The organism is Candidatus Izemoplasmatales bacterium (genome assembly GCA_041649275.1).
Taxonomy (GTDB): domain Bacteria; phylum Bacillota_I; class Bacilli_A; order Izemoplasmatales; family Hujiaoplasmataceae; genus UBA12489.
This window is the reverse complement of the sequence record JBAZNL010000001.1, coordinates 562,003-586,873: the sequence shown is the minus strand read 5'-3', so window position 1 is coordinate 586,873 and position 24,871 is coordinate 562,003. Positions and strand designations below refer to the sequence as shown.

Genomic DNA, 24,871 nt, shown 5'->3' with positions numbered 1-24,871 from the left:
AACGTCGGCGGTCAGGAATACTACACGATCGGCAGCGAGCAGACCGCGGACGTCTACACCAACGTGAACGATCCGAACGACACGATCGCCTCGATCCCGTCGGGATCCGACGCCTACTACCGGACCGGCATCCTGTACTTCGACAACGTCTCCGACAAGGTCTACGTCAAGTGCACGATCTCGATCTCCGTCACCTCGACGTCCATCTACCGCTACGTCAACGTCGCCGACAGCACCGATTTCCTCGCTCCCGACGATCCCCTCGTCGGCACGCTGAAGGAACTGACCGTCAAGGGCGACATCGTCGTCGACGACGCCGACACGCTGTACGTGCAGTACGTTCCGGAGGTCGACTACCGGAAGGACGCCGGCTACAACGCGACGCCGTTCTCGATGTACCTGCGCGACTACATCACGACCCGCTACAACCTCTCCACGAGCAGCCTGACTTCGAAGGAATACAACCGCTTCCTGCTCGAGGTCTACTTCTCGGTCCATCCCGAACTGCGGACCGAATTCGAGGAGAACTACTACAACTGGTTCCACGATACCGCGGGTTTCTTCGTCAAGGGCTTCTGGTCGGTCATCACGCTCGGCCAGTCCGATACGCGCGAATATTACTACAACTCGCTCCACGACGCCCTGAAGTCGGTCCGCTTCACCGAAGGTTCCTCGGTCTACATCCCCGTCTCGGGCATCCTCGACTACACGCCGCTGATCGGCCATACGTCGCAGTTCCTGCTCATTACGGGTCTGATCTCCACCCTCCTCTTCGCCTACTTCCTCCTGGTGTACGTATGGGGCATCATCGACGCCTATACGACGAGCAGGAAGTTCGCCGAAACGGGTGAACGGGTCACCGACCGCGCCTGGTTCGTGAGCGTCTTCACGCACGGCTTCGAATACATCATGATCCTGCCGGCGCTGTTCGTCATCACCTTCATCTCGATCATGCCGATCATCTTCGGCTTTTTGATCGCGTTCACGAACTTCAGCGGGTTCGACACCGACACCGGCCGATTCATGTGGGTCGGATTCGAGAACTTCGCGAAGATCTTCACCTTCGGCGAAGGCATCCCGTTCGCCGAAACCTTCTGGAAGGTTTTGTTCTGGACCGTCATCTGGGCCGTCTTCTCGACCGTGACCGTCTTCTTCGGCGGCATGTTCCAGGCGGTCGTGATCGGCTCCGAGCGCGTTCCCTTCAAGAAGTTCTGGAGAACCGTCCTGATCCTGCCGTGGGCCGTGCCGGCGCTCATCTCGCAGATGGCGTTCTCGATCATCTTCAGCGAACGCGGCGTCATCAACGCGATCCTGCGCTCCTCCGGCGTCTACGACACCCTCACCCGCTGGGGGATGCTCGGCACGGCGTGGAGCGATTCGGCGCTGTCGGCCTGGCAGAAGTTCATCTGGCTCGGTCAGGACAACATCCAGTGGTTCAACAACGCCCACAACATCTGGTTCGTCCGCATCGTCCTGATCGTCGTCAACATCTGGCTCGGAGCGCCGTACTTCATGGCCCTCATGACCTCGATCATGACCTCGATCGACCGGACGTTGTACGAGGCGGCCGACATCGACGGCGCGACGCCTTCGCAGAAATTCAAGTTCATCACCTTCCCGCTCATCATGTATTCGACGGCGCCGATCCTCGTGATGACCTTCTCCGGCAACTTCAACAACTTCGGCGTCATCTACTTCATCACTCAAGGAGGATCCGGCGCGGGCGATATCGACAGGGCCTATGCCGGCAGCACGGACATCCTGATCTCCTGGATGTACACGCTGACCGTCACGAAGCGCGTCTACAACATGGCGTCCGTCTTCTCGATCCTCATCTTCCTCATGGTCGGGTCCATCGCGGCCTGGAACTTCTCGCAGACGCGAGCCTTCAAGGAGGATTGACGTATGCTCTCTCTCAGCCTGACGATCATCGTCTTCATCGCGCTTCTGTTCACGCACAGCGCGATCACCGCCGACGTCTACGCACACAAGGGGCATCCGCCTTTCCGCGGAGCGCTCATGGGGCTTATTCCCGTCTATGGGATCTACCACGCGCTTCACCTCCCCAACCGCAAACAGGTCCTCGTCGGGGCATACCGCCAGGTCTTCTCGTTCAGGGAGATCGCCCTGAAGATCCTGACGTTCCTGTTTCTTACGATCGCCGTCTTCTTCGTCCTGTTCCCGATCGTCTATCTGTTCAGCGCGTCCTTCACGAACGTCAGCGAGCTGCCGACGACGCTTTTCCCGCCGGCGCAACTCGCCTCCTTCCAGAACTACATTGACCTGTTCGAAGGCGACTTCCTGTACTGGTACAAGAACACGCTCATCATCGCCGTCCTCAACATGATCCTCGGCGTCATCTTCATCACCGGTGCCGGCTATGTCTTCGCCCGCTTCAAGTTCAAGGGCAAGAAGGCAGGCCTCATGGCGATTCTCGTCCTGCAGGTGTTCCCGTCGTTCATGGGTCTGATCGCGATGTTCACGCTGTTCCAGACGTTCCACCTGCTCGGCAAGTCGACCTGGCTCACCATCCTCTACGTGGGCGGCTCGATTCCCGGCAACATCTGGCTGATCAAGGGGTACCTCTCGCAGATCCCGAAGGATCTCGACGAGTCGGCGATGCTCGACGGCGCCAGCAAGTGGCAGATCTTCTTCAAGATCATCCTGCCGCTCGCGGTTCCGATCCTGTCGTTCGTCGCCGTCGGCCAGTTCATGGCGCCGTGGATGGACTACATGCTGCCGCGCCTTCTCCTCGATGTCCAGATCAATCCGGACGTTCCGGTGTCGAAGCAGTGGACCCTGGCGGTCGGCCTCTTCTCGATGATCTCCGATCCGCGCAGCTCGTCGTACACGACGTTCGCGGCCGGCGCCCTCATCGTCGCGATGCCGATCACGGTCCTCTACATGATCTTCCAGCGTTACCTCATCGAAGGCATCACCGCCGGCGCCACCAAGGGCTGATCGGGATGCACGGGGCACGGCTTGTCCGTGCCCTTTTTTTACTCTCCGCAAACGGCGGTTAATTCTTAACCGGCTCTGTGGTATAATGAAGGGCAAGGAGTTGATTCCATGTATCCATTCCTCTGGAAAGAAGTCTTCGGCTACAGCATCGCCATGTACGATCTTCTCACCGCCATCGGCATCTTCGGAATGCTCCTCTACGTCGGGAACCGGCTCGAGAAGCACGACGGATACACGCGCAAGCAAGCCAACAGGATCCTGCTCTTCATTGCCCTGGGACTCGGTTCGGCACTGCTCTTCTCGCTTCTCTTCGATGCCACCTTCCACTGGATCGAGAGCGGCGAGTTCGAGTTCGGTTCGATCACCTTCATCGGCGGGCTCATCGGCGGCGTCGCGGCGTTTTCGCTACTGATGCGGTTCGGCTACCGTTCGGAATGGAAGAACCTCGGGAAGATCCTCGACACGGTCGCCGTCGGCATCCTGATCGCGCACGGGTTCGGGCGTCTCGGCTGCTTCTGCGCGGGCTGCTGCTACGGCATCGAGTCGGATCTGTTCGGTCTCGTTTTCCCGTACGGTCATTCGGCCGGGATCGGACCGGTCCTGCCGACGCAACTGTACGAGGCGGGATTCCTGTTCCTCGCGGCGTACGCGTTGCACACGTACAAGATCTTCAAAGGCCGCGAATTCGCCTCCTATTTGACCGCCTACGGCACTTTCCGCTTCCTCCTGGAATTTCTCCGCGGCGACGACCGCGGCACCCTGGTCGGGATTTTCACGCTCCACGGCAACGTCTATCCGTCGCCCTCCCAGTATCTGGCCCTGGCCATGGTCGTGATCGGGGTCTGGATGCTCGTACGCAAGGCGAAGGTCGATCGACCGGCGGCGAAGGCGGCCGCATGATCCGGGAGGCGCTGTTCCACCATGCCAATTCCGAATGGGGCTATGTCGAGGATGCCCGTTCGCTCACGATCCGCTTCCGCGCCGCGCGAAACGACCGGATGTCCATCGATTTGATCGAATACAATCGATTCCATGACTATCGCGGGCGCCGCGCACACGCCATGGAGCGGTTTGCGGCAGACGCCCTCTTCGCCTACTATAAGACGACGTTCATCCCCGCAAACTACGGCTGCATCTACTATTTCCGGATCGTCGAAGGCGGCGAGACGTGGTATTACGGCGAATACGGCCTGCAGCGCGAGGAACCGGTCCGCATGGGTGCCTACGAGATGCCGAGGATCCAGGACGTCGACCGCTACGACGCCCCCGCGTGGATGCAGGACGCGATCTTCTACCAGATCTTTCCCGACCGCTTCTGCCGGATCGGTGATCCGGATCCCTCCTTCCAGCCGTGGGGGACGAAACCGACGTGGTATCACGTCTTCGGCGGCAACTTCAGGGGCATCGAGAGCCGCATCCCGCATCTTGTCGGACTCGGCGTCAACGCGATCTACATGACGCCGATCTCGCTTTCGCCCTCCTGTCACCGCTACGATACCGCCGACTATCTGACGATCGATCCCCGCCTCGGCACCGAAGCGGAGTTCAAGAGCCTCGTGGACGCCCTCCACGCCGCCGGCATCCGGATCGTCCTCGACGCCGTCTTCAACCACTGCGGCGCCGGCTTCTTCGCGTTCCGGGACGTCCTCGAGAAACAGGAGAGAAGCGCGTACCGGAACTGGTTTCTGATCGATTCGTTCCCGATCGCGATGGTTCCGGGCAAGACCTATCAGACGTTCGCGTCGGAGGTCCACATGCCGAAGCTGAACTCCGCCGATCCGGCGCTGCAGGACTACCTGATCGGCGTCGGGAAGCATTACGTCGAGCGGTTCGACATCGACGGCTGGCGTCTCGACGTCGCCGACGAGGTCGATTCGGCATTCTGGAGACGCTTCCGTACCGCGCTCAAGGCGATCAAGCCGGATCTCGCGATCATCGGCGAGGTGTGGCACAATTCGGACTACTATCTGCGCGGCGACCAGTTCGATTCGGTCCAGAACTATCAGTTCTACGAGATCGTGGGCGACTTCTTCCTCAGGGGCAAGACGTCCCTGTCCGCCTTCTCCGACCGGCTGACGCACCTGCTGGCGATGTATCCGGACAATGTCGCCAGAGCGTTGCTGAACCAGCTCGACTCGCATGACGTCCCACGCGCGAAAACGCAATCCGGAAATAATGTGAAACGGCTGAAGATGGCGATATTATTTCAATTCACATTCGTCGGGATGCCATGCGTCTACTACGGTACGGAGATCGGTATGGAAGGCGGCTCCGACCCCGACAACCGCCGCACCGTCGACTGGAACCGGGAAGGGTGGGACCTCGATCTGCTCGCGTTCGTCTCGAGTCTGGCGGCCTGGCGCGCAGGGGACGAACGGCTGCGTCGCGGCTCGTTTACGCTTTTGGAGCATCCGTCGCTTCTGGTCTACGAACGCGCGCTCGACGGCCGCAGGGTCCGCATCGCGATGAATCTCGGCGACCGCGAGGAAATCTACGCCGACGACGGCGTCGAACGCCGCGTCCCGGCGCTCGACTGGATCAGGATCGAATCCGACCGCTGACGGACGGGTTCAGGAGGAAGACACGTGTACGCTCTCGTTACCGGCGCATCCAGCGGCATCGGCCGCGAAATCGCGCGCCTGCTCGCGGCCCGGAAGTACGATCTCGTGATCGTCGCGCGCCGCATCGAGGCGCTGAACGAACTGAAAGTCGAACTCGAGCACGCTTACGGCGTCCGCGTCGTCGTCAAGGCGATCGACCTGTCGAGCCGCGACAACTGCGTGAAACTGCACGGCGAATGTCTCGCCTACGACCCGAAGATCGTCGTCAACGACGCCGGCTTCGGTCGCGTCGGCCCGTTCATCGACCACGACCTCGCCGGCGATCTTTCGATGATCGACACCAACGTCGTGGGTCTGCACGTCCTGACGAAGCTGTTCGCGCAGTCCATGACCGACGGACGCATTCTCAACGTCGCCAGCATGGCCGGCTTCCTGCCGACGCCGCTGCTCGCGTCCTACGCGGCGACGAAAGCCTATGTCTGTTCCCTCGGGGCCGCCGTCGACTACGAACTTCGGAGGATGAAGAGGCCGATCCGCGTCCTGACGCTGTGCCCCGGTCCGGTCGACACCGGCTTCGGTGCCGCGGCGGGCGCCGATCAGGCGCTCAGGGGCATGACGGCGGAGCGCTGCGCGCAGATCGCCGTTCGCGGTCTTTTCAAAGGACGGCGCATGATCATCCCGGGCTTCACGATGAAGCTGACGCGGTTCTTCCTCCGGTTCGCACCCCTGTCCGCGATCCTGCCCGCTTCCTACGCGCTGCAGCGGAAGAAGAAGTGAAAGACGCCGGCGACGCCGGCGCATGGAAACGAATAGACCCCGGCGAGTTTCCGAGACTCGCCGTGTCCGCATGAGGTGAAACGATGAGACTGGCCCTGTCGATCCTGAAGAAGACGTCCGAATACCGTCGCGTCCGTCCCTTTTTCTCCCGCCCCGAGGGACGGGTGCTGATCAACGAACTGAGCGAAGAGGCGATGGCCGCGCTCGTCCTTTCGGCATTCGAGGATACCGACCGTCCGATCGTCGTCTGCGCACCCAACCTGTACAAGGCCCAGCTGCTCTATGACCGCCTCAGCGTCGCCGTGGGCGAGGAATCCCTCGGCTTCTTTCCGCAGGACGAATTCATCACGAGCGAGATGCTGGTCGCGTCCAACGAGTTCAAGATGGAGCGGATCAACACGATCCGGGACATCCTCGAGGGGACGCGCAAGATCGTCGTCACGCACACCGCCGGCATCGTCCGGCCGATGATGCCCAGGGAAGATTGGCGTCGTTCCGAACTGAAGTTCGAGACGGGCGCCGAGCACGATGTCGAGGGGCTTGCGAAACGCCTCGTCGAATACGGCTACCGCCGCGAGTACACCGTCGAGAAGCCGGGCGACTTCTCGCTTCGCGGCGGCATCTTCGACATCTTCCCCCTGAACCAGCCGCGGCCCTTCCGCCTCGACTTCTTCGGCGACACGATCGAGAAGATCAAGATCTTCGACATCGAATCGCAGCGCTCCACGGGAACCGTCGAGCGCTTCGCGGTGATGCCGATGTACGAATTCTTCTACGACGACGAGGGACGGCGGAAACTGCTCGACTTCATCGACGCCAGGACGGCGGGCGCCTTCTTCTCGAAGGACGCCCTCGACCGCATCGGGCGCGATCGCGAAGCCATCGCGGAGCATCGCGAACTCGACCGCCTCTCGCGCTACATCCCGGTCCTTACCGGCGTCCGCACGACCCTCGTCGACCTGCTCGACGACCCGCTGGTGTTCTTCTTCGACCACCATCGCGTCCGCGAGCAGTTCGCGGCGATGACGGCGGAGACGGCCGACTGGTACCTGTCCACCGGAGACTATGCGAAGATGGGGTTCGAGATGCTGTTCGACCTGCATTCCATCCGCATGCCGTCCGTGATCGCGATGGACCAACTGGAACACGGCTACGACGATCCCTTCGACGTCATCGTGAAGATCGTCGGTCGCAGCCCGGAGCGTTACGAGGGGAACTTCGACGCCTTCTTCCGCGACATCGCGATCAAGACGAGGAACAACGCCGTGATCGTCGTCCTCAGGACGGTGAAGACGCGCGACAACCTGGTCGCCATGTTCGAGGACCGCGACGTCCCGTTCGCCGTCGTCGGCGAACACGACGCGCTCGTTCCGGGAAAAGCCAACCTGGTTGTCTCGGAACGGTATTTCGACCTGTCGATCGCGACCGCCGGACTGGTCGTCGTGACCGAGAGCGCGCTCTCGCGCAAACAGCCCGTCCCCAAGCGCGGACGCTACGTCTCTGTGTATCAGAACAGCCGTCGTCTCTACTCCGTGAACGATCTCAAGCCGGGCGACTACGTGGTCCATTACGACTACGGCATCGGCCGGTTCCTCGAGATCAAGACGATGGAGCTCGGCGCGACCAAGAACGACTACATCCACATCGAATACCGCGACGGTGACAAGCTCTACATCCCCGTCGACGCGATCGGCCAGATCCAGAAGTACGCCGGCAGCGAGGGCTTCGAGCCGCGCCTCAACAAGCTCGGCGGAAGCGATTGGGCGAAGACCAAGCAGCGCGTCCGCGAGAAGACGAAGGACATCGCCGAGAAGCTCATCAACCTCTACGCATTGCGCGAACATAGCGAAGGGTTCGCGTTCGCCCCCGACGATCCCATGCAGTCCGAATTCGAATCCGACTTCGAATACGAGGAGACGCCCGACCAGCTGCGCGCGATCCTGGACGTGAAGAAGGACATGGAGGACGGACGGCCGATGGACCGCCTGCTCTGCGGCGACGTCGGCTTCGGGAAGACCGAGGTCGCGCTCCGCGCGGCCTTCAAGGCGGTCCTGTCGAACAAGCAGGTCGCCTACCTCGCGCCGACGACGGTCCTGTCGCGGCAGCATTTCCACACCTTCACGAACCGCATGGAGAAGTTCGGCATCAACGTCAGGCTGATGAACCGCTTCGTCTCCCGCAAGGAACAGACGGAAGTGATCGAAGGCCTGAAGAGCGGAACCGTCGACGTCCTCATCGGCACCCACCGCATCCTCTCGCAGGACGTCGTCTTCAAGGACCTCGGCCTGCTCGTAATCGACGAGGAACAGCGATTCGGCGTCGAGCACAAGGAACGCATCAAGGAGATGAAGGTCAACGTCGACGTCCTGTCCCTGTCCGCGACGCCGATCCCACGCACCCTCCAGATGGCGATCATGGGCGTCAAGAACATGTCGCTCCTCGAAACCGCGCCAGAGAACCGCTACCCGATCCAGACCTACGTGCTGGAACGGAACGAGACCGTCATCAAGGACGCGATCGAACGCGAACTCTCGCGCCACGGGCAGGTGTTCTACATCTACAACCGCATCGACGACATCGACCGCATCGAGGCGATCGTCAAGCGGATGGTTCCCGAAGCGCGGATCGCCGTCGCCCACGGGCAGATGAACAAGATCCAGCTCGAGAACGTCGTCGAGGCGTTCATCGAGCGCGAGACCGACGTGCTCATCTCGACGACGATCATCGAGACCGGCATCGACATCCCGAACGCGAATACGCTGATCATCCACGACGCCGACCGCCTCGGACTCGCCCAGCTCTATCAGATCCGCGGCCGCGTCGGCCGTTCGAACCGGATCGCCTACGCGTACCTCATGTACAAGAAGGACAAGGTCCTCACCGAGGACGCGGAGAAGCGCCTCAAGGTGATCAAGGAGTTCACCGAACTCGGATCCGGCTTCAAGATCGCGGTGCGCGACCTTTCGATCCGCGGTGCCGGCGACGTGCTCGGCAGCGAACAGTCCGGATTCATCGACTCCGTCGGCGTCGACCTGTACATGCGCATTCTCCAGGAGGAGATCCGACACCAGCAGGGTGCTCCCGAACCGGAACGTCCCGCGAAGGTCAAGGCGACCGTCTCGAAGTACATCGACGGCGCCTACGTCGACGACGACTTCGTCAAGATGGAGATGCACGGGAAGATCGGCGCCGTCAAGACCCGTGCCGACATCGAGGAACTTCTCGACGAATTCACCGACCGCTTCGGCAGTTTTGAACCCGACCTCGAGATCTACATGTACGAAAAACTGTTCGAGCATCTCTCGGAACGCGCGGGCGTCGAGAAGGTGCTCGAGACGAAGACCAACGTCACGCTCGTGATCTCCGAGGAAGGTTCCGCGAAGATGTCCGGCGTCAAGGTCTTCGAGACCGGCAACGAAGTCTCGACCTACTTCCGTTTTGCCTTCAAGAACAACCGCATCCATGTTGTCCTGGATACGATCCGGCTCGAACGGCACTGGCTCTTCACGATGTGCCGCTTCCTCGAGCTCGTGACCGCCTGACGGGTCCGAGAAAACCATAGACGCGTCCGCCGACGCGTCTTTTTTTCGCGTTTCAGGATCTTCGATCGTCCGTCGGACGCGGAAATAGTTTGATATTTATAATATAATATTATATAATATTATATATAATGGATAGTGTTTGCGGAGGCGGTTCCATGAAGCCGATCATCATCAAAACCGAATACATCACGCTCGGACAGCTCCTGAAATTCGCCGGAATCCTGCAGAGCGGCGGCGAAGTCAAGGATTTCCTCGCCACCGTGAAGGTGACCGTGAACGACCTCCCGGAAGAGCGTCGCGGACGCAAGCTCTATCCCGGCGACCGCATCTCCGTGGCCGTCAAGCCGCGCGTCGACCTTCAGATCTCCCGATGATCATCGAATCCGTCACGCTCGCCGACTTCCGGAACTATCGGAAGCAGGTCGTCGAACTCGCGCCCGGGTTGAATTTCCTCGTCGGCGCGAACGGCGAAGGCAAGACCAATTTCCTCGAATCGATCTATGCGCTTGCGCTCTCGCGCTCGTACAAGGCCGAGGACCGCGAAATGATCCGATTCGAATCTCCTTTCGCGCGTGCCCGCGCGTCGATCGTCGGACCTTCGGGCCGCACCGACCTTCAGCTGATCCTCGCCGAGGACGGCAAGAAGGCGCTTCGCAACGGTCAGGAGATCCGTCGACTGTCCGATTACGTCGGTCAGCTCAACGTGGTCCTGTTCGCTCCCGAGGACATGAATCTGGTGAAGGGCTCGCCCGTCGACCGCCGCCGCTTCCTCGACGTCATCCTCGGGCAAATCGACCGCCGCTACCTCGACGACCTGAACGAGTATCGCCATGCACTCAAGCAGCGCAACGAACTCCTGAAGCGGGCCCAGACCGGGGCGAACGTCGACCGGGACCTGCTCGACGTATTGACCGAACAGCTCGCCGTCGCCGGCGAAGAGGTGGTCGCGAAACGCGGCGCCTTCGTCAAGGCGATCGACCGCAAGGCCGCGGAAGCGTATCGTTTCCTCGCCGTCAAGCGCGAGGACCTGGGGGTCACCTATCAGCCGTCCGTCCCGGAAAACCTGCTGGGAACGCTCAAAACGCGGATTCGCACCGATCTTTTTGCGGGTACCACCAATCACGGACCGCATCGCGACGACCTCGGCTTCACCCTGAACGGCATGTCGGCGGCTTCGTTCGCCTCGCAAGGCGAGCAGCGCATGATCGTGCTCGCGATCGACCTCGCGCTCCTGGAATACATCGAGGAGACGAAACGGGACCGCCCCCTGTTCCTGCTCGACGACGTGCTGAGCGAACTCGACCGCGAGAAGCAGAACCGGCTTCTCCGCCGTCTCGCGGAAAGCGGCATCCAGGCCGTCGTGACGGCCACCGACCTTACCGACATCGCGGAAGACATCGTCCGCCCATCGCGCATCTTCAGAGTCACGAACGGCACCATCAAGGAGGAACACCATGGACAACAACATCCCGAACAACCTTAACGGCCAGAACGAGGCGAGCGCCAAGTACGACGCGAGCAGCATCCAGATCCTCGAAGGACTCGAGGCGGTCAAGAAGCGCCCCGGCATGTACATCGGCAGCACCGGTCCGCGCGGCCTCCACCACCTCGTGTGGGAGATCGTGGACAATGCCGTCGACGAAGCGCTCGCGGGCTTCGCGAACCGCGTCGAACTCGAGATTCTTCCGGGTAACGTGATCCGCGTCACCGACAACGGCCGCGGCATTCCCGTCGACGTGCATCCGAAATCGCACAAGCCCGTCGTCGAGACGGTGTTCACCACCCTCCACGCCGGCGGCAAGTTCGACCATCAGACCTACAAGGTGTCGGGCGGTCTCCACGGCGTCGGCGCGTCGGTCACCAACGCGCTGTCGAAGCGGCTGTCGGTCGAGGTGCACAAGGAAGGAAAGGTCTACAAGATCGCATTCGAGCACGGCTTCCTGAAGGAGCCGCTTTCCTGCATTGGCGATACCGACCTGCGCGGCACGATCGTCACCTTCCTGGCCGATCCGGAGATCTTCGTCGAGACCCAGGAGTACGATTACGAGACGCTTCGGACCCGCATCCAGCAGTTCGCCTTCCTGAACAAGGGAATCCATCTTTCGATCAAGGATACCCGCGACCCCGAGAACGTCCAGTTCAAGGAATACAAATACGACGGCGGCGTCCGCGAATACGTCGAATTCCTCAACCTCGGCAAGGAGCTCCTGAATCCGCTCGTCGCCTATTTCGAAGGCGAGCAGGAGGGCATCACGGCGGAGATCGCGATGCAGTACAACACCGGCTACTCGGCCAACATCTATCCCTTCACCAACAACATCACCAATCCCGAGGGCGGCACGCACGAGGAAGGCTTCAAACTCACCCTCACCCGCATCATCAACAACTACGGCCGCAACTTCGGGCTCTTCAAGAAGGACGAGTCGCTCCTCGGGGAAGATACCCGTGAAGGTCTTGTCGCGATCATCTCGATCAAGCATCCGGATCCGCAGTTCGAGGGTCAGACGAAAGCCAAGCTCGGCAACACCGACGTTCGTCGCGTCGTCTCCAACATCATGTCCGAGGGTCTCGAGCGGTTCCTGCTCGAGAACCCGGTCGCGGCCCGTACCATCATCGAGAAGGCCGTAATGGCGCAGCGCGCCCGCGAAGCCGCGAAGAAGGCCCGCGACGCGACCCGCCGCAAGTCGCCGCTCGACACCCTCGGTTTCGCCTCGAAGCTCGCGGACTGCCGCAGCCGCGACGCCTCCAAGTCGGAGATCTACATCGTCGAGGGCGATTCCGCCGGCGGTTCGGCGAAGCAGGGTCGGGATTCCGAATTCCAGGCGATCCTGCCGCTTCGTGGCAAGGTCCTGAACGTCGAGAAGACCCGCGTCGACAAGGCGCTCGGCAACAAGGAGATCCTGTCGATGATCCAGGCGTTCGGCACCGGCTTCGGCGACGAGTTCACGATCGCTTCGGCCCGGTACCACAAGATCATCATCATGACCGACGCCGACGTCGACGGCGCGCACATCCGCACGCTCCTGCTCACGTTCTTCTACCGCTACATGAAGCCGCTGATCGAGAACGGCTACATCTACATCGCCCAGCCGCCGCTCTACAAGATCCAGTACGGCAAGACCATCGAGTACGCCTACGAGGACAAGGAACTCGAGACGATTCTCGCGCGCATCGGCGGCAAGCCCGTCATCCAGCGCTACAAAGGTCTCGGCGAGATGAATCCCGAACAGCTCTGGGACACGACGATGGACCCGGCCGTCCGCACGCTCGTCAAGGTCAACCTCGAAGACGCGATGGAAGCCGATCAGATCTTCAGCATGCTGATGGGCGAAGACGTGTCGACGCGCAAGGACTTCATCATCGAAAACGCCGGTTACGTCCGTAACCTGGACATCTGAGGAGACCATCATGGACGAGTTGAACAACAAACCGGTCGCGCCGCTCATCGTCGGCAACAGGCTGGTGGACACCGAAATCACGCACGAGATGAAGACGTCGTTTCTGAGCTACGCGATGTCCGTCATCGTCGCCCGCGCCCTTCCGGACGTGCGCGACGGCCTGAAGCCGGTGCACCGCCGCATCCTCTTCGGCATGGACGAACTCGGCGTCTATCCCGACAAGCAATACAAGAAATCCGCCCGCATCGTCGGCGACGTCATGGGCAAGTACCATCCCCACGGCGATTCCTCGATCTACGACGCGATGGTCCGCATGGCGCAGGATTTCAGCTACCGCTATCCGCTCGTCAACGGCCACGGCAACTTCGGATCGGTCGACGGCGACGGCGCCGCGGCGATGCGCTACACCGAAGCGAAGATGGACAAGATCACGGTCGAGATGCTCCGCGACCTGCGCAAGAACACGGTCGATTTCGTCGACAACTACGACGGTACCGAAAAAGAGCCGAAGGTCCTGCCTGCGAAGTTCCCGAATTTGCTCGTGAACGGGGCGAACGGCATCGCCGTCGGCATGGCGACCAACATCCCGCCGCACAACCTGAACGAGGTCGTGGACGGGTATGTCGCCTACGTCCGCAATCCCGAGATCGACGACCTCGAGCTGATGAACTACATCAAGGGGCCCGATTTTCCGACGGGCGGCGTCATCCTCGGCCAGGCCGGCATCCGCGAGGCCTACCTCACCGGCCGCGGCCAGATCCGAGTCCAGGCGAAGACCGAGATCGTCGAGCACGCCAACGGCAAGAAGTCGATCATCGTGCGGGAGATCCCCTACCAGGTCAACAAGACCACGCTGATCGAGCGGATCGCCGAACTCGCGAAGGACAAGAAGATCGAAGGCATCACCGACCTGCGCGACGAATCCAACCGAAACGGCATGCGCGTCGTCATGGAACTGCGTCGCGACGTCAATCCCGAGGTCTTCCTGAACAACCTCTACAAGAACTCCCAGCTCCAGATCACCTTCGCGGTAAACATGCTCGCGCTCGTCGACGACAAGCCGGAGACGCTCACCTTGAAGCAGATCATCGCCCACTACTTCCGCCACCAGCTCGACGTCCTGGTCCGCAAGACCCGCTTCGACCTCGAAAAGGCGACGGCGAGAGACCATCTCCTGAAGGGCCTGATCATCGCCCTCGACAACATCGAGGCCGTCGTCGCGACGATCCGCGGCTCCTACGACGACACCGAGACGCGGCTGATGGATCGGTTCGGACTCTCCGAGATTCAGGCCAAGGCGATCCTCGCGATGCAGCTGCGCAAGCTCTCCGGCCTCGAACAAGGCAAGATCCACGAGGAACTCGCCGAGATCGAGAAGGCGATCGCCTTCTACCAGACCGTCCTCGAAAGCGAGCAGGTGCGTCACGAGATCCTCATTCAGGAAGCGCTCGACATCAAGGCGCGCTTCGGCGACGCACGCCGCACCGCGATCGACCTCGACGCCGACTTCGACATCGAGGACGAGGACCTGATCCCCGTCGAAGACGTCATCATCGCCGTCACCACGAACGGCTACGTCAAGCGCATGAACGTCGACGTCTACAAGTCGCAGAACCGCGGCGGACGCGGCAAGACCGGCGTCAAATGCAACGAGGACGACGTGGTGGATTCGATCATCTCGACGTCGACCCACGACTACCTGCTCTTCTTCACGAGCCTCGGACGCGTCTACAAGATGAAGGGCTACAAGATCCCGTCGCTCGGACGCAACTCCAAGGGCCTTCCGATCGTCAACCTGCTCAATCTCGTCGAACACGAGAAGCTCGCCGCGATCATGAGCGTCAAGGACTTCGAGAACGGGTTCCTGTTCTTCACGACCCGCGACGGCGTCGTCAAGCGCACCAAGGTCTCCGACTTCCAGAACATCCGCACCAACGGTATCCGCGCCGTCTCGCTGCGCGATGGCGACGAACTCCACAGCGTCAAGCTGACGGACGGCGACCGCGACATCATCATCGGCGCATCCAACGGCAAGGCGATCCGCTTCAACGAGGAAGACGTCCGCTACATGGGCAGGAACGCCGCCGGCGTCAAGGGCATCGAACTCGAGGAAGGCGAAGCCGTGATCGGCGTCAGCGTCGTCACGGAGGACTACAACGAGATCCTCGCGATCACCGAACGCGGCTACGGCAAGCGTACCATCGTCGACGAGTACCGCCTCCAGCAGCGCGGCGGGAAGGGTGTCAAGACGATCAACGTGACCGAGAAGAACGGCGGCTTGAGCAAGCTCGTGAGCGTCACGCCGGACGAGGATCTGCTCGTCGTCACCGACAAGGGCATGATCATCCGCGTGCCGATCGACCAGATCGCGCAGACCAAACGTTCGACCCAGGGCGTCCGGGTCATCAACCTCATGGAGGGACACCAGGTCGCGACGGTCGCGATCGTGCCGCGATCCGAAGAGGTCGCCGAGGGCGCCGTCGCGGAGGATTCGGCCGCGGACGCACCCGTCGTCGAAAAGACCGAACCGATGGCGGTCGAGAACGCCGCGAAACTTTCCGAAGACTACCACCGCTTCCTCAACCAGGAGGAACCGGAGGAGGATGCGGATTCCGAAACCGATGGGGAGGCCGACGCGGACGAACCCGAGGTCGACGAACTCCTGAAAGACAGCTACTGAAGATGAAAAAGGCACGCCATCCGGATCTCGGACGGCGTGCCTTTTTCGATGGGACTCTAGAAGTTGTCGCGGATGCGGGCGGCGGTATCGGCGTAGGTTTCGCGCGTGGTGTTTCCGGCGTTGTTGATGAAGTCGATGTCGACGCCGTCGTTCGGGTAGCGCGGAATCAGATGGATGTGGAAGTGGAAGACCGTCTGAAGCGGCTTCTCGGTGTTGACGACGACGTTCATGCCGATCGGGTTGAAGGCCTTCTTGATGGCGTTGGCGACTCTCGGCACGACCGAGAAGACATTTCCGGCGAGCGCGGCGTCGATGTCGTAAAGATTCTTGTAGTGTTTTTTGGCGATGATGAGGGTATGGCCCTTGGTCGCCTGGGAGATGTCGAGTATGGCGAGCACGTCGTCGTTCTCGAACACTTTGTAAGAGGGAATCTCTCCATTCAGAATCCTGCAGAATACGCAATCCATGTCAATGTTCCTCCTTCGACTCGTAACGTTCGATCGCGGACACGAGGTCCGCGTAATCGTCGATCCAGAAATCGGGCGACAACGCCGCGAGCGCGTCGCGACGGTGCGACCAGCCGACGGCGCATGTGAGCGTGCCGGCCGCCTTGCCGGCGAGCAGGTCGCCCTCGGTGTCCCCGATCATCACCGCATGGCCGCTCGACAGGGCGCATAGCGCCTTCTCCACGGGTTCGGGATGGGGTTTGTGGTTCTTGACGTGTTCGAGGCCGACGATGACGTCGAACAGGTCGACGATGCCGAAGTGGACGAGCGACGGCATCGCCGATTCGGTGAACTTGGTGGTCACGATGCCGAGACGGCGTCCCTGCGCCTTCAACGTAACCAGCGCATCCTTGACCCCGGGGTAGATGCGGATCGAATCGAGTTCGGTCTCCTTGTAGATCCGGCGGTAACGCCCGATCATCGCGGCGACGGTCGCCTCGTCCGCGGTATAACGCGCGAACGTCGCCGACAGCGGCGGGCCGATCATGGCGTCGACATCGCTTTGCGAGACCGTGATTTCGGGATGGAATTCATGAAGCGTCTTCCTGAGCGTACCCGCGATCAGCGGAATCGAATCGACGAGGGTTCCGTCGAGATCGAACAGTACGGTATCGATGCGAGGCACGGTCATCACCCTCATCCATTATACCATCCGCATCCCTGAACGCCGCAATATTTCCGATCGGCGGATGATGATTCCATGATATAATGGAACGGGTGACGAGACGATGCAGACGATGATCATCTACAATCCGAAAAGCGGCAGACAGACCTTCGCCGGACAGGTGGATTACGTCCAGCGGCGCCTTTCGGCATGCGGTCACGACGTCGCAACCTACGAGACGGCCTATCCCGGGCAGGCGACCGAACTCGCCCGGAAAGCCTGCGAAGAGAAATACGACAGGATCATCATCGTCGGCGGCGACGGTACCTTCAACGAATGCGTGAACGGGATGATGGACTTCGAAGAGCGCCCGGTGATCGGATATATCCCCGCCGGGACCGCCTGCGACATCGGCCATACCCTGGGGCTTTCCAAGAACGTGCCCAAGGCCATCGACAACATCCTGACGAGCACCTCCGTGCAGATGGATGTGGTCAAGGCGAACGACCGCTATTTCTGCTATGTATCGGGCAACGGCGCCTACATCGACATCAGCTACGTCACCGACTCGCGTCTCAAGAAGAAGATCGGCTATCTCGCCTATCTCGTCAAGGGCATCGAGGAACTGTTCACGATCCCGAAGATGCGGATGCGCATCGCGTACGACAAGGGCGAGTTCCGGGGGCGGTTCTCGCTGATGCTGATCATCAATTCGAAGCGCGTGGCCGGCATCAACATGGTCTACAAGCCGACCCTTGATGACGGACTCGTCGACGTCGTCCTCTATCGTTACTATTTTCCATTCAACAACATCATCTACTTTTTCTCCTTCATCCTGCCGTTCTGGTCGACGCCGCTCGTCAAGCGCTTCCGGACCAGCTCGATGAAGATCATCACCGACACGAAGTCGAAATGGAATGTCGACGGCGAGTCGGGAGGGGTCGGAAATCAGGAAATCAAGGTCTGCCGCAGAGCGATTTCGATTATCATTCCGGAAAAGGCGAAGCGCAAGCACTTTCCCTCTCAGTGCGATTACCGAAAAGATTGAAAACGCCTAAAAAGGCCATTTAAAAACATTAAAATGAAAACGGAGCATTATATGTTCGATAGAATCATTGTGGTCGAGGGCCTTCACGACAAGCAGAAAGTAGAATCCGTCGTACCCGGGGCGGAGTGCATCGTGACGAACGGGACAGAGATCTCCGAAGCGACGGTCACATTGATCAGACAAGCCGCCGCGACCCGCGGAGTCATCTTGTTGCTCGACCCCGACCATCCTGGAAGATCCATCACCGGACGACTGCTCGAGATCGTTCCCGACGCCGGCGTCGCCTTCTTGCCACGCCGTCAGGCGATCAGCGCCAACGGTCGCAAGGTCGGCGTCGAACACGCGGATGCGGATGCCATCCGGATGGCAATCGATCGTTTCCGGACGGTGAACCGCGACCGCAAGCCGCTCGTTACGGTCGGCGACCTCTCCGTTCGCGGCCTCGTCGGGACAAAAGACGCCGCAACACGCAGGGCCGCCGTCGCGGAAAGATTGTCGCTTCCTCCATCGAACGCGAAAACGCTGCTCAAATGGCTCAACATGCTGGGGATTTCTCCCGAGCGACTGGACGGATGATATGAACGAAGCCACCAAGGGCATTGTCGGCCGGATTTTATCGGAAAGCGGATTCCGCATCAAGAAGCATCTGGGACAGAACTTCCTGACGGATCGCAACATTCTAGACAAGATCGTGCGTGCAGCGCAAATCAGCCCCGATACCGGCGTGATCGAGGTCGGACCCGGTCTCGGATCGCTGACATCAGGTCTTGCGCGCGCAGCCCGAAAGGTCCTCGCCTACGAGATCGACGCGGAATTGATTCCGATCCTGGATGAAACCTTGAAGGATTTTACGAATGTGACCGTCCTGCATAAGGATATTCTCAAGGCGAAGATCGACGAGGATATCGCCGACCATTTCGAAAACGGTATGGAAGTCGTGGTCGTGGCGAATCTGCCCTATTACATCACAACGCCGATCCTGATGCGTTTTCTCGAAACATCGAAACGGGTCACCAGGCTGGTTCTGATGATGCAGGACGAGGTCGCCAGACGCGTGACCTCAGAACCATCCACCAAAGATTACAACGCATTGACGGTCGCGATCCGATATCGCGCTTCATCCACGTACCTTTTCAAGGTTCCACGCACCGTATTTACCCCGCAACCGAACGTCGATTCAGCCGTCGTCATGGTCGCAGTTGATCCGAAACCCCGTGTTCCGGCCATGGATGATCAAACATTCTACGAAATCGTGCACCGCTGTTTCTCGCAGAGAAGAAAGACTATAATAAATAACCTTAGAGATAAAAGTGACTTAATAAACCGCGATTACTGGGAACGGATCCTGAACCTTTCAGGCATTGATCCAATGTGTCGTGCGGAGACCCTCAAGGTCGATGATTTCGTCAGATTGGCGGATGTCATCAGCCGGGAACGGGGACGAAAGCAGGTGTAAAGTCGATGAAAAAGCTGCTCGGCGTCGGAGCGATTCTGATCACCGTCGTCTTTTGGGGTGTCTCCTTCATCTCCATCGAAGCCCTCGTTTCGAACCATTACATCGATTCGATCACCCTCGGGTTCTTCCGATACGTGTTCGCCGTCATGTTCGTTCTCGTCATCGCATTCGCGACGAAAATGAGCTTCCGCATCACGAAAAAAGACTTCTTCACCTTCTTTCTGGCCGGTTTCATGGGAATCTTCATGTATTCGATCTTCGAAAACTCCTCGATGCTCTATATTTCATCGGAGGCGGCTTCGATTCTCGTCTCGCTCACCCCGATGGCGGCCGTCATCGGCAACAGGCTCGCCTTCCGCGAGAAGATCAATGCCACCCAGGGCTTGTTAATCACTCTTTCGATTCTCGGCGTCGTACTGGTCGTCTTCCATGACGGGTTCGACCTTGGAAGTTCGGGCAACGCCTGGATCGGGTACGTCTTCATGGTTCTCTCGATTGTCTTCTGGACGGTCTATACGCTGATCACGAAGAAGGCGGGGATGAAGTACGACAGCCTCAAGATCACGACGATCCAGTCGATCGTCGCCCTGTTTACGTTCCTGCCAACGTTGATATTCAGGCCTTTCCCGGACTTTGCATCCTTCTCCGCGGTCGAGTGGGGGCACCTCGCTTTCCTCGGCATCGTCTGCTCCGGAGTCTGTTATTATCTCTACATCTTTTCGGTCGACGCGCTCGGTGTCACGTTGCCGAACGTCTTCATCAACTTCGTTCCTCTTTTCACGGTGTTGACCAACGTCGTCGTGTTCGGTGAGCGGATCGACACCCTCACGATCGCCGGCGGCGCCATCATCGTCGCATCCATGACGCTTCTCACCATCGACAGCATCCGTTCATCTGAAACCGGGGCATGATCCTCTCGCATACCCCGGTTTTTTTCTTTGAAATGCATGCGATCATATGATATGATTGTCATGTAACTGTTTCCATATTCCTATGGAGGTCTCATATGATCAAAAAAATTCTCGTTTTCAGCTGTCTATCGATCGTTCTCGCGACCGTCATAGGATGCGATCTTTCCACCACGCAGGCAACGACCGAGCCCACGACGGTTCCGCCCACGACGGGTACCACCGGAACGGCGTTGATCGATACGATTCCCGACGAATGCTCCGCCATCCCCGTCACCGGCGGCTGGATTCCCGTCTGGTGCGACGAATTTGAAGAGGAAACACCGACCACGATCGTCGATCCGTCGAAATGGACATACCATACGGGCGGCGGCGGGTTCGGCAACCAGGAGCTTCAGTACTACAAGAACGCCGATCCCGACAACATCGCGATCGTCGACGGAGCCCTCGTCATCACCGCGCTCAAGGAAACCTACGGAACCAACAGCTATACGTCGACCAAACTCTGGACGCAGGCGACAGCGAGCTGGAAGTACGGCAAGATCGAGATGCGGGCGAAACTTCCCGAAGGGCGGGGCACCTGGCCGGCCTTTTGGATGATGCCGAAGATCTCGAAATACGGCAACTGGCCCGACAGCGGCGAGATCGACATCATGGAACACGTCGGCTACGACATGAACACCGTCCTCGGAACGCTCCACACCGAACGCTTCAACGGTACGAACGGCCGCGGCGGCAATACCGATTCCCTGATTACGGCGGGGACGGTGTCGAGCATCGATGTGGCCAACACCTATCACACCTATGGCGTCGTCTGGAACGAAGACGGGATCGAATGGTATTTCGACGGGTATCGTTTCGGCGGCGTCGAAGCCGATGATAAATGGAGAAGCGGTTACAACTACGACACCAGCGTCGACTGGCCGTTCGACCAGCAGTTCTATCTGATTCTCAACCTCGCCATCGGCGGTACGTGGGGCGGCGCGCAAGGAGTCGACGACACCATCTTCCCGGCGACCTTCACGATCGACTATGTCCGCATCTACCAGCAGGACTATGTCACCGGCGATACCATGAATCCGAGCCCGATCGACAATCCGGTCGTCCTCTGGCAGGAGGGACGGCAGGCTTTCATCCGCTGGGTGGCGTCCGTCGACGATCTCCGCGTCAAGACTTACAACGTCTATATCAACGGCGCCCTGACGAAGAAGGTCGCCGTCAACGCCGTGCTCCTGACGACGCTGAAGCTCGATTCGGTGAACGTGTCAAGATCGTTGCCGAAGACTATGCGGGCAACACTTCGGATCCCTACGAACTGAATGTCGTCGCATGAACGGAGACGATGAGCGATGAAGAAACTGCTGATTCTACTTGTCGTGGTGACGGTATCGGTGCTGGTCTATGCATGCGACATGACCACGACCGCATCGACGTCCGCGACGACAGGCAACACGACCTTGTCCACGCTTGATCCGGACTCTCTCGAAGCGAACATCCCCGCCGAATGCGAGGGCGTCGCGATCGTCAGCGGCTGGGTTCCGACCTGGTGCGAGGAATTCAACTACGAAGGCGGCGTCGATCCGACCAAGTGGCGCCATCAGACGGGCGGGGGCGGGTTTGGCAACAACGAACTCCAGTACTACACGAACCGGTCCCAGAACGCCTACGTCGACGGCGAAAAACTGATCCTCACTGCGCTTCGGGAAGACTACGGCGGCGAAGACTACACGTCGGCCAAAATCTGGACGCAAGGCATCAAGAACTGGAAGTACGGCAAGTTCGAGATGCGCGCGAAGCTTCCCGGAGTCGCGGGCACCTGGCCGGCCTTCTGGATGATGCCGAAGCAAAGCGTCTACGGCGGGTGGCCCGCCAGCGGCGAAATCGACATCATGGAACATACCGCGTTCTACAACATCGACAACGTCGTCGGCTCGCTCCATACGGCCGCATACAACCACAAGATCGGGACGCAGATCAGCTACAGTCGGGAGACTGCGAATCTGACCACGGATTTCCATGTCTATTCGGTCACGTGGAACGAGTATTCCTTCAGCTGGTGGGTCGACAACTACAAATACGGTTCGTACGTCTTCAACGCCGCGTCCGTCGCCGGTGCCGGATTGAAGATCTCCGATGCGTGGCCGTTCGATCAGGAGTTCTATCTGATCCTGAACCTCGCCATGGGCGGATCCATGGGCGGGACCGTCGACTCCGCATTCACGAGCGATACGTTCGAAATCGACTACGTCCGCGTCTACCAGCGCGACTATCTCATCGACGATGCCGCTCCGCCGCTCCCGGCGACCGCGCTGGCGATCGCGAACGCCGTCGACACCACCGCGTACGTCTACTGGACCAAAGCCGTCGACGACAATCAGGTCCGCTACTACAACGTCTATGTGAACGGCGTCTATCTGCGGTCGGTTTCGCTCAACGTCGTGAAGCTCACCGGCTTGACCGCCGGCACTCCGGTCCTCGTCGAAATCGAGGCGGAGGATTATGCCGGAAACCTGTCCTCGAAGACGGCGATCACCGTCGAGACGACCGCGTCTCAATGATATCGATTCAACCGGAACGGCACCTTGCGAGGTGCCTTTCTTTTTCATCGCCCGCCTTCAGAATGCGATGTCGCGCGATTGGAAAACATGATATAATCATGGATGGAAGGTGAACCGACGTGCCCATGATCATCAATCACGAAACCGCCCTGAAGACCCTGCGTCGCATGACGCACGAGATCCTCGAGAAAAACGACGACCTCAACGACGTCGTCCTGATCGGCATTCTGAAAAAGGGTCTGCCGGTCGCGCAGGCGATCCGGGACAACATCCGGCAGTACGCCGGCGTCGAGGTGCCCGTCATCGAACTCGACATCTCGATGCACCGCGACGACGACAAGCGGCGTCCCGCTACCATGCCGGACTTCGCCGTCGCCGGCAAGGTCTGCATCCTCGTCGACGACGTCCTGTTCACGGGACGCACCGCGCGGGCGGCGATGGACGCGATCGTCGACATGGGTCGTCCGAAGCGGATCGAATACGCCGTGCTCGTCGACCGCGGGCATCGCGAACTGCCGATCCGCGCCGATTATGTCGGCAAGAACGCTCCGACCTCGCTCGACGAGACCGTGATCGTGAACCTCACCGGCCCCGATGCCGGCGTCTACATAGAAAGGACAAGGTGACATCATGACCCGATTGCAGGAAACGGATCTCGAACTGTACGACCTGATTCAGAAAGAGGCGGAACGCCAGCGTTCGCACATCGAATTGATCGCTTCGGAGAACTTCGTCTCCGGTGCGGTCCTCGAAGCCGCCGGAAGCATCCTCACGAACAAGTACGCCGAAGGCTATCCCAAGAAGCGCTACTACGGCGGCTGCGAATTCGTCGACATGGTCGAGGACCTCGCCCGCGAACGTCTCAAGACGCTTTACGGCGTGAAGTACGCGAACGTCCAGCCGCATTCGGGCTCGCAGGCGAACATGGGCGCCTATCGTGCCGTGCTGCAGGCGAAGGACGTCGTCATGGGTCTCGCGCTCGACCAGGGCGGTCATCTGACCCACGGTCATCCGCTCAACTTCTCCGGCGTCGACTACGAGTTCCATCCCTATTACCTGTCCCGCGAGACCGAGACGATCGACTACGATGCGCTGCAGGCGCAGGCGACGGAACTCCGGCCGAAGCTGATCGTCGCCGGAGCGAGCGCCTATCCCCGCATCCTTGACTTCAAGAGATTCCGCGCGATCGCCGACTCCGTCGGGGCGATGCTCATGGTCGACATGGCCCACATCGCCGGACTCGTCGCAGCGGGGCTCCATCCGAATCCCTGCGAATACGCCGACATCGTCACGTCGACGACGCACAAGACGCTGCGCGGTACCCGCGGCGGCGTGATCATGACGAACAACCAGGCGATCGCGGAACGGATCGACAAGATCGTCTTCCCGGGAATCCAGGGCGGGCCGCTCATGCATGCGATCGCAGCGAAGGCGGTCGCCTTCAAGGAAGCGATGACGCCGGAGTTCAAGGAGTATCAGCGCCATGTCGTTGACAACGCCAAGGCGTTCGCCGACGAGTTTTCGAAGCTCGGCTATCACGTCGTGTCGGGCGGTACCGACAACCATCTGCTTCTCCTCGACGTCAAATCGAAGACGGGCATGACGGGCAAGAAGGCGGAAAACCTTCTCGATCGCGTCGACATCACCTGCAACAAGAACACAATCCCCTACGATCAGGAAAAGCCGTTCATCACTAGTGGCATCCGTCTCGGCACCCCGGCGATGACGACGCGCGGGTTCGGAGAAGCCGATTTCCGGATGGTCGCCCGTCTGATCGACAGGACGCTCGCGCATCCGGAGGACGAAGCCGTCCTCGCGGCCGTGAAGGCGGACGTCGCCGCGCTCGTCGCCGACCACCCGCTGCCCCGCTGA

General features: G+C 60.1%; 20 protein-coding genes. 18 read left to right on the top strand and 2 right to left on the bottom strand.

Annotated features, from left to right (window positions below; genetic code table 11):
• From WC509_02745 to gyrA, 10 genes are all read left to right on the top strand, one after another.
• Positions 1 to 1,902 (top strand): sugar ABC transporter permease (locus WC509_02745; protein MFA5006369.1); only part of this gene is annotated, 1,902 nt, incomplete at its 5' end.
• Positions 1,903 to 1,905: 3 nt separating this feature from the next.
• Entirely contained in the window at positions 1,906 to 2,961 is a 1,056-nt protein-coding gene (locus tag WC509_02740) for a sugar ABC transporter permease (protein ID MFA5006368.1), read from the top strand.
• Positions 2,962 to 3,069: 108 nt separating this feature from the next.
• Positions 3,070 to 3,861 carry a prolipoprotein diacylglyceryl transferase family protein gene (locus tag WC509_02735; protein ID MFA5006367.1) on the top strand — a complete coding sequence of 264 codons (792 nt, stop codon included), beginning with the start codon at positions 3,070 to 3,072 and terminating at the stop codon, positions 3,859 to 3,861.
• Positions 3,858 to 5,522 carry a glycoside hydrolase family 13 protein gene (locus WC509_02730; GenBank protein MFA5006366.1) on the top strand — a complete coding sequence of 555 codons (1,665 nt, stop codon included), beginning with the start codon at positions 3,858 to 3,860 and terminating at the stop codon, positions 5,520 to 5,522. The genes WC509_02735 and WC509_02730 overlap by 4 nt, the downstream gene beginning before the upstream one ends.
• 24 nt (positions 5,523 to 5,546) lie before the next feature.
• Entirely contained in the window at positions 5,547 to 6,299 is a 753-nt protein-coding gene (locus WC509_02725) for an SDR family oxidoreductase (GenBank protein MFA5006365.1), read from the top strand.
• Positions 6,300 to 6,382: 83 nt separating this feature from the next.
• Positions 6,383 to 9,841 (top strand): transcription-repair coupling factor, encoded by a 3,459-nt coding sequence (mfd, locus tag WC509_02720; protein MFA5006364.1) that lies wholly within the window; start codon positions 6,383 to 6,385, stop codon positions 9,839 to 9,841.
• Positions 9,842 to 9,996: 155 nt separating this feature from the next.
• On the top strand, positions 9,997 to 10,215 hold the full coding sequence (gene yaaA / locus WC509_02715) for a S4 domain-containing protein YaaA (GenBank protein ID MFA5006363.1): 219 nt from the start codon (positions 9,997 to 9,999) through the stop codon (positions 10,213 to 10,215).
• Complete coding sequence (recF, locus tag WC509_02710; GenBank protein MFA5006362.1) at positions 10,212 to 11,324, top strand: DNA replication/repair protein RecF; 1,113 nt, start codon at positions 10,212 to 10,214, stop codon at positions 11,322 to 11,324. The genes yaaA and recF overlap by 4 nt, the downstream gene beginning before the upstream one ends.
• Entirely contained in the window at positions 11,296 to 13,239 is a 1,944-nt protein-coding gene (gyrB, locus tag WC509_02705; protein ID MFA5006361.1) for a DNA topoisomerase (ATP-hydrolyzing) subunit B, read from the top strand. The genes recF and gyrB overlap by 29 nt, the downstream gene beginning before the upstream one ends.
• Positions 13,240 to 13,249: 10 nt before the next feature.
• Complete coding sequence (gene gyrA, locus WC509_02700) at positions 13,250 to 15,919, top strand: DNA gyrase subunit A (GenBank protein MFA5006360.1); 2,670 nt, start codon at positions 13,250 to 13,252, stop codon at positions 15,917 to 15,919.
• A gap of 56 nt (positions 15,920 to 15,975) precedes the next feature.
• Here gyrA and WC509_02695 read toward each other — a convergent pair whose 3' ends face one another.
• On the bottom strand, positions 15,976 to 16,386 hold the full coding sequence (locus WC509_02695) for an HIT family protein (GenBank protein MFA5006359.1): 411 nt from the start codon (positions 16,384 to 16,386) through the stop codon (positions 15,976 to 15,978).
• Between the two features lies 1 nt (position 16,387).
• Positions 16,388 to 17,050 carry an HAD-IA family hydrolase gene (locus WC509_02690; protein MFA5006358.1) on the bottom strand — a complete coding sequence of 221 codons (663 nt, stop codon included), beginning with the start codon at positions 17,048 to 17,050 and terminating at the stop codon, positions 16,388 to 16,390.
• 103 nt (positions 17,051 to 17,153) lie between these two features.
• Here WC509_02690 and WC509_02685 point away from each other — a divergent pair, with 103 nt between their 5' ends.
• The 8 genes from WC509_02685 (at position 17,154) to glyA (ending at position 24,871) form a co-directional block, all read left to right on the top strand.
• The gene (locus WC509_02685) at positions 17,154 to 18,077 is read left to right on the top strand and encodes a diacylglycerol kinase family protein (GenBank protein ID MFA5006357.1); all 924 of its coding nucleotides are present in this window, start codon (positions 17,154 to 17,156) and stop codon (positions 18,075 to 18,077) included.
• A gap of 33 nt (positions 18,078 to 18,110) precedes the next feature.
• Positions 18,111 to 18,653, top strand: coding sequence for a DUF4093 domain-containing protein (locus WC509_02680; GenBank protein MFA5006356.1), 543 nt, complete (start codon positions 18,111 to 18,113; stop codon positions 18,651 to 18,653).
• Position 18,654: 1 nt separating this feature from the next.
• Positions 18,655 to 19,533: a 16S rRNA (adenine(1518)-N(6)/adenine(1519)-N(6))-dimethyltransferase RsmA gene (rsmA, locus tag WC509_02675; protein ID MFA5006355.1), complete on the top strand. Its 879-nt coding sequence runs from the start codon at positions 18,655 to 18,657 to the stop codon at positions 19,531 to 19,533.
• Between the two features lie 5 nt (positions 19,534 to 19,538).
• Positions 19,539 to 20,444, top strand: coding sequence for a DMT family transporter (locus tag WC509_02670; GenBank protein MFA5006354.1), 906 nt, complete (start codon positions 19,539 to 19,541; stop codon positions 20,442 to 20,444).
• A gap of 95 nt (positions 20,445 to 20,539) precedes the next feature.
• Positions 20,540 to 21,760 (top strand): glycoside hydrolase family 16 protein, encoded by a 1,221-nt coding sequence (locus WC509_02665; protein ID MFA5006353.1) that lies wholly within the window; start codon positions 20,540 to 20,542, stop codon positions 21,758 to 21,760.
• Positions 21,761 to 21,790: 30 nt separating this feature from the next.
• Positions 21,791 to 22,999 carry a glycoside hydrolase family 16 protein gene (locus WC509_02660; protein ID MFA5006352.1) on the top strand — a complete coding sequence of 403 codons (1,209 nt, stop codon included), beginning with the start codon at positions 21,791 to 21,793 and terminating at the stop codon, positions 22,997 to 22,999.
• 125 nt (positions 23,000 to 23,124) lie between these two features.
• The gene (pyrR, locus tag WC509_02655) at positions 23,125 to 23,625 is read left to right on the top strand and encodes a bifunctional pyr operon transcriptional regulator/uracil phosphoribosyltransferase PyrR (protein MFA5006351.1); all 501 of its coding nucleotides are present in this window, start codon (positions 23,125 to 23,127) and stop codon (positions 23,623 to 23,625) included.
• Positions 23,626 to 23,629: 4 nt separating this feature from the next.
• Positions 23,630 to 24,871, top strand: coding sequence for a serine hydroxymethyltransferase (gene glyA, locus WC509_02650; protein MFA5006350.1), 1,242 nt, complete (start codon positions 23,630 to 23,632; stop codon positions 24,869 to 24,871).

What these genes read in the sequence shown, in the direction of transcription:
- pyrR (MFA5006351.1), top strand. Translation starts at nt 23,125, where the DNA reads ATGATCATCAATCACGAAACCGCCCTGAAGACCCTGCGTCGCATGACG.
- gyrB (MFA5006361.1), top strand. Translation starts at nt 11,296, where the DNA reads ATGGACAACAACATCCCGAACAACCTTAACGGCCAGAACGAGGCGAGC.
- WC509_02735 (MFA5006367.1), top strand. Translation starts at nt 3,070, where the DNA reads ATGTATCCATTCCTCTGGAAAGAAGTCTTCGGCTACAGCATCGCCATG.
- WC509_02670 (MFA5006354.1), top strand. Translation starts at nt 19,539, where the DNA reads ATGAAAAAGCTGCTCGGCGTCGGAGCGATTCTGATCACCGTCGTCTTT.
- WC509_02685 (MFA5006357.1), top strand. Translation starts at nt 17,154, where the DNA reads ATGCAGACGATGATCATCTACAATCCGAAAAGCGGCAGACAGACCTTC.
- WC509_02660 (MFA5006352.1), top strand. Translation starts at nt 21,791, where the DNA reads ATGAAGAAACTGCTGATTCTACTTGTCGTGGTGACGGTATCGGTGCTG.
- mfd (MFA5006364.1), top strand. Translation starts at nt 6,383, where the DNA reads ATGAGACTGGCCCTGTCGATCCTGAAGAAGACGTCCGAATACCGTCGC.
- WC509_02740 (MFA5006368.1), top strand. Translation starts at nt 1,906, where the DNA reads ATGCTCTCTCTCAGCCTGACGATCATCGTCTTCATCGCGCTTCTGTTC.
- rsmA (MFA5006355.1), top strand. Translation starts at nt 18,655, where the DNA reads ATGAACGAAGCCACCAAGGGCATTGTCGGCCGGATTTTATCGGAAAGC.
- gyrA (MFA5006360.1), top strand. Translation starts at nt 13,250, where the DNA reads ATGGACGAGTTGAACAACAAACCGGTCGCGCCGCTCATCGTCGGCAAC.
- WC509_02665 (MFA5006353.1), top strand. Translation starts at nt 20,540, where the DNA reads ATGATCAAAAAAATTCTCGTTTTCAGCTGTCTATCGATCGTTCTCGCG.
- WC509_02695 (MFA5006359.1), bottom strand. Translation starts at nt 16,386, where the DNA reads ATGGATTGCGTATTCTGCAGGATTCTGAATGGAGAGATTCCCTCTTAC.
- recF (MFA5006362.1), top strand. Translation starts at nt 10,212, where the DNA reads ATGATCATCGAATCCGTCACGCTCGCCGACTTCCGGAACTATCGGAAG.
- glyA (MFA5006350.1), top strand. Translation starts at nt 23,630, where the DNA reads ATGACCCGATTGCAGGAAACGGATCTCGAACTGTACGACCTGATTCAG.
- WC509_02680 (MFA5006356.1), top strand. Translation starts at nt 18,111, where the DNA reads ATGAAAACGGAGCATTATATGTTCGATAGAATCATTGTGGTCGAGGGC.
- WC509_02730 (MFA5006366.1), top strand. Translation starts at nt 3,858, where the DNA reads ATGATCCGGGAGGCGCTGTTCCACCATGCCAATTCCGAATGGGGCTAT.
- yaaA (MFA5006363.1), top strand. Translation starts at nt 9,997, where the DNA reads ATGAAGCCGATCATCATCAAAACCGAATACATCACGCTCGGACAGCTC.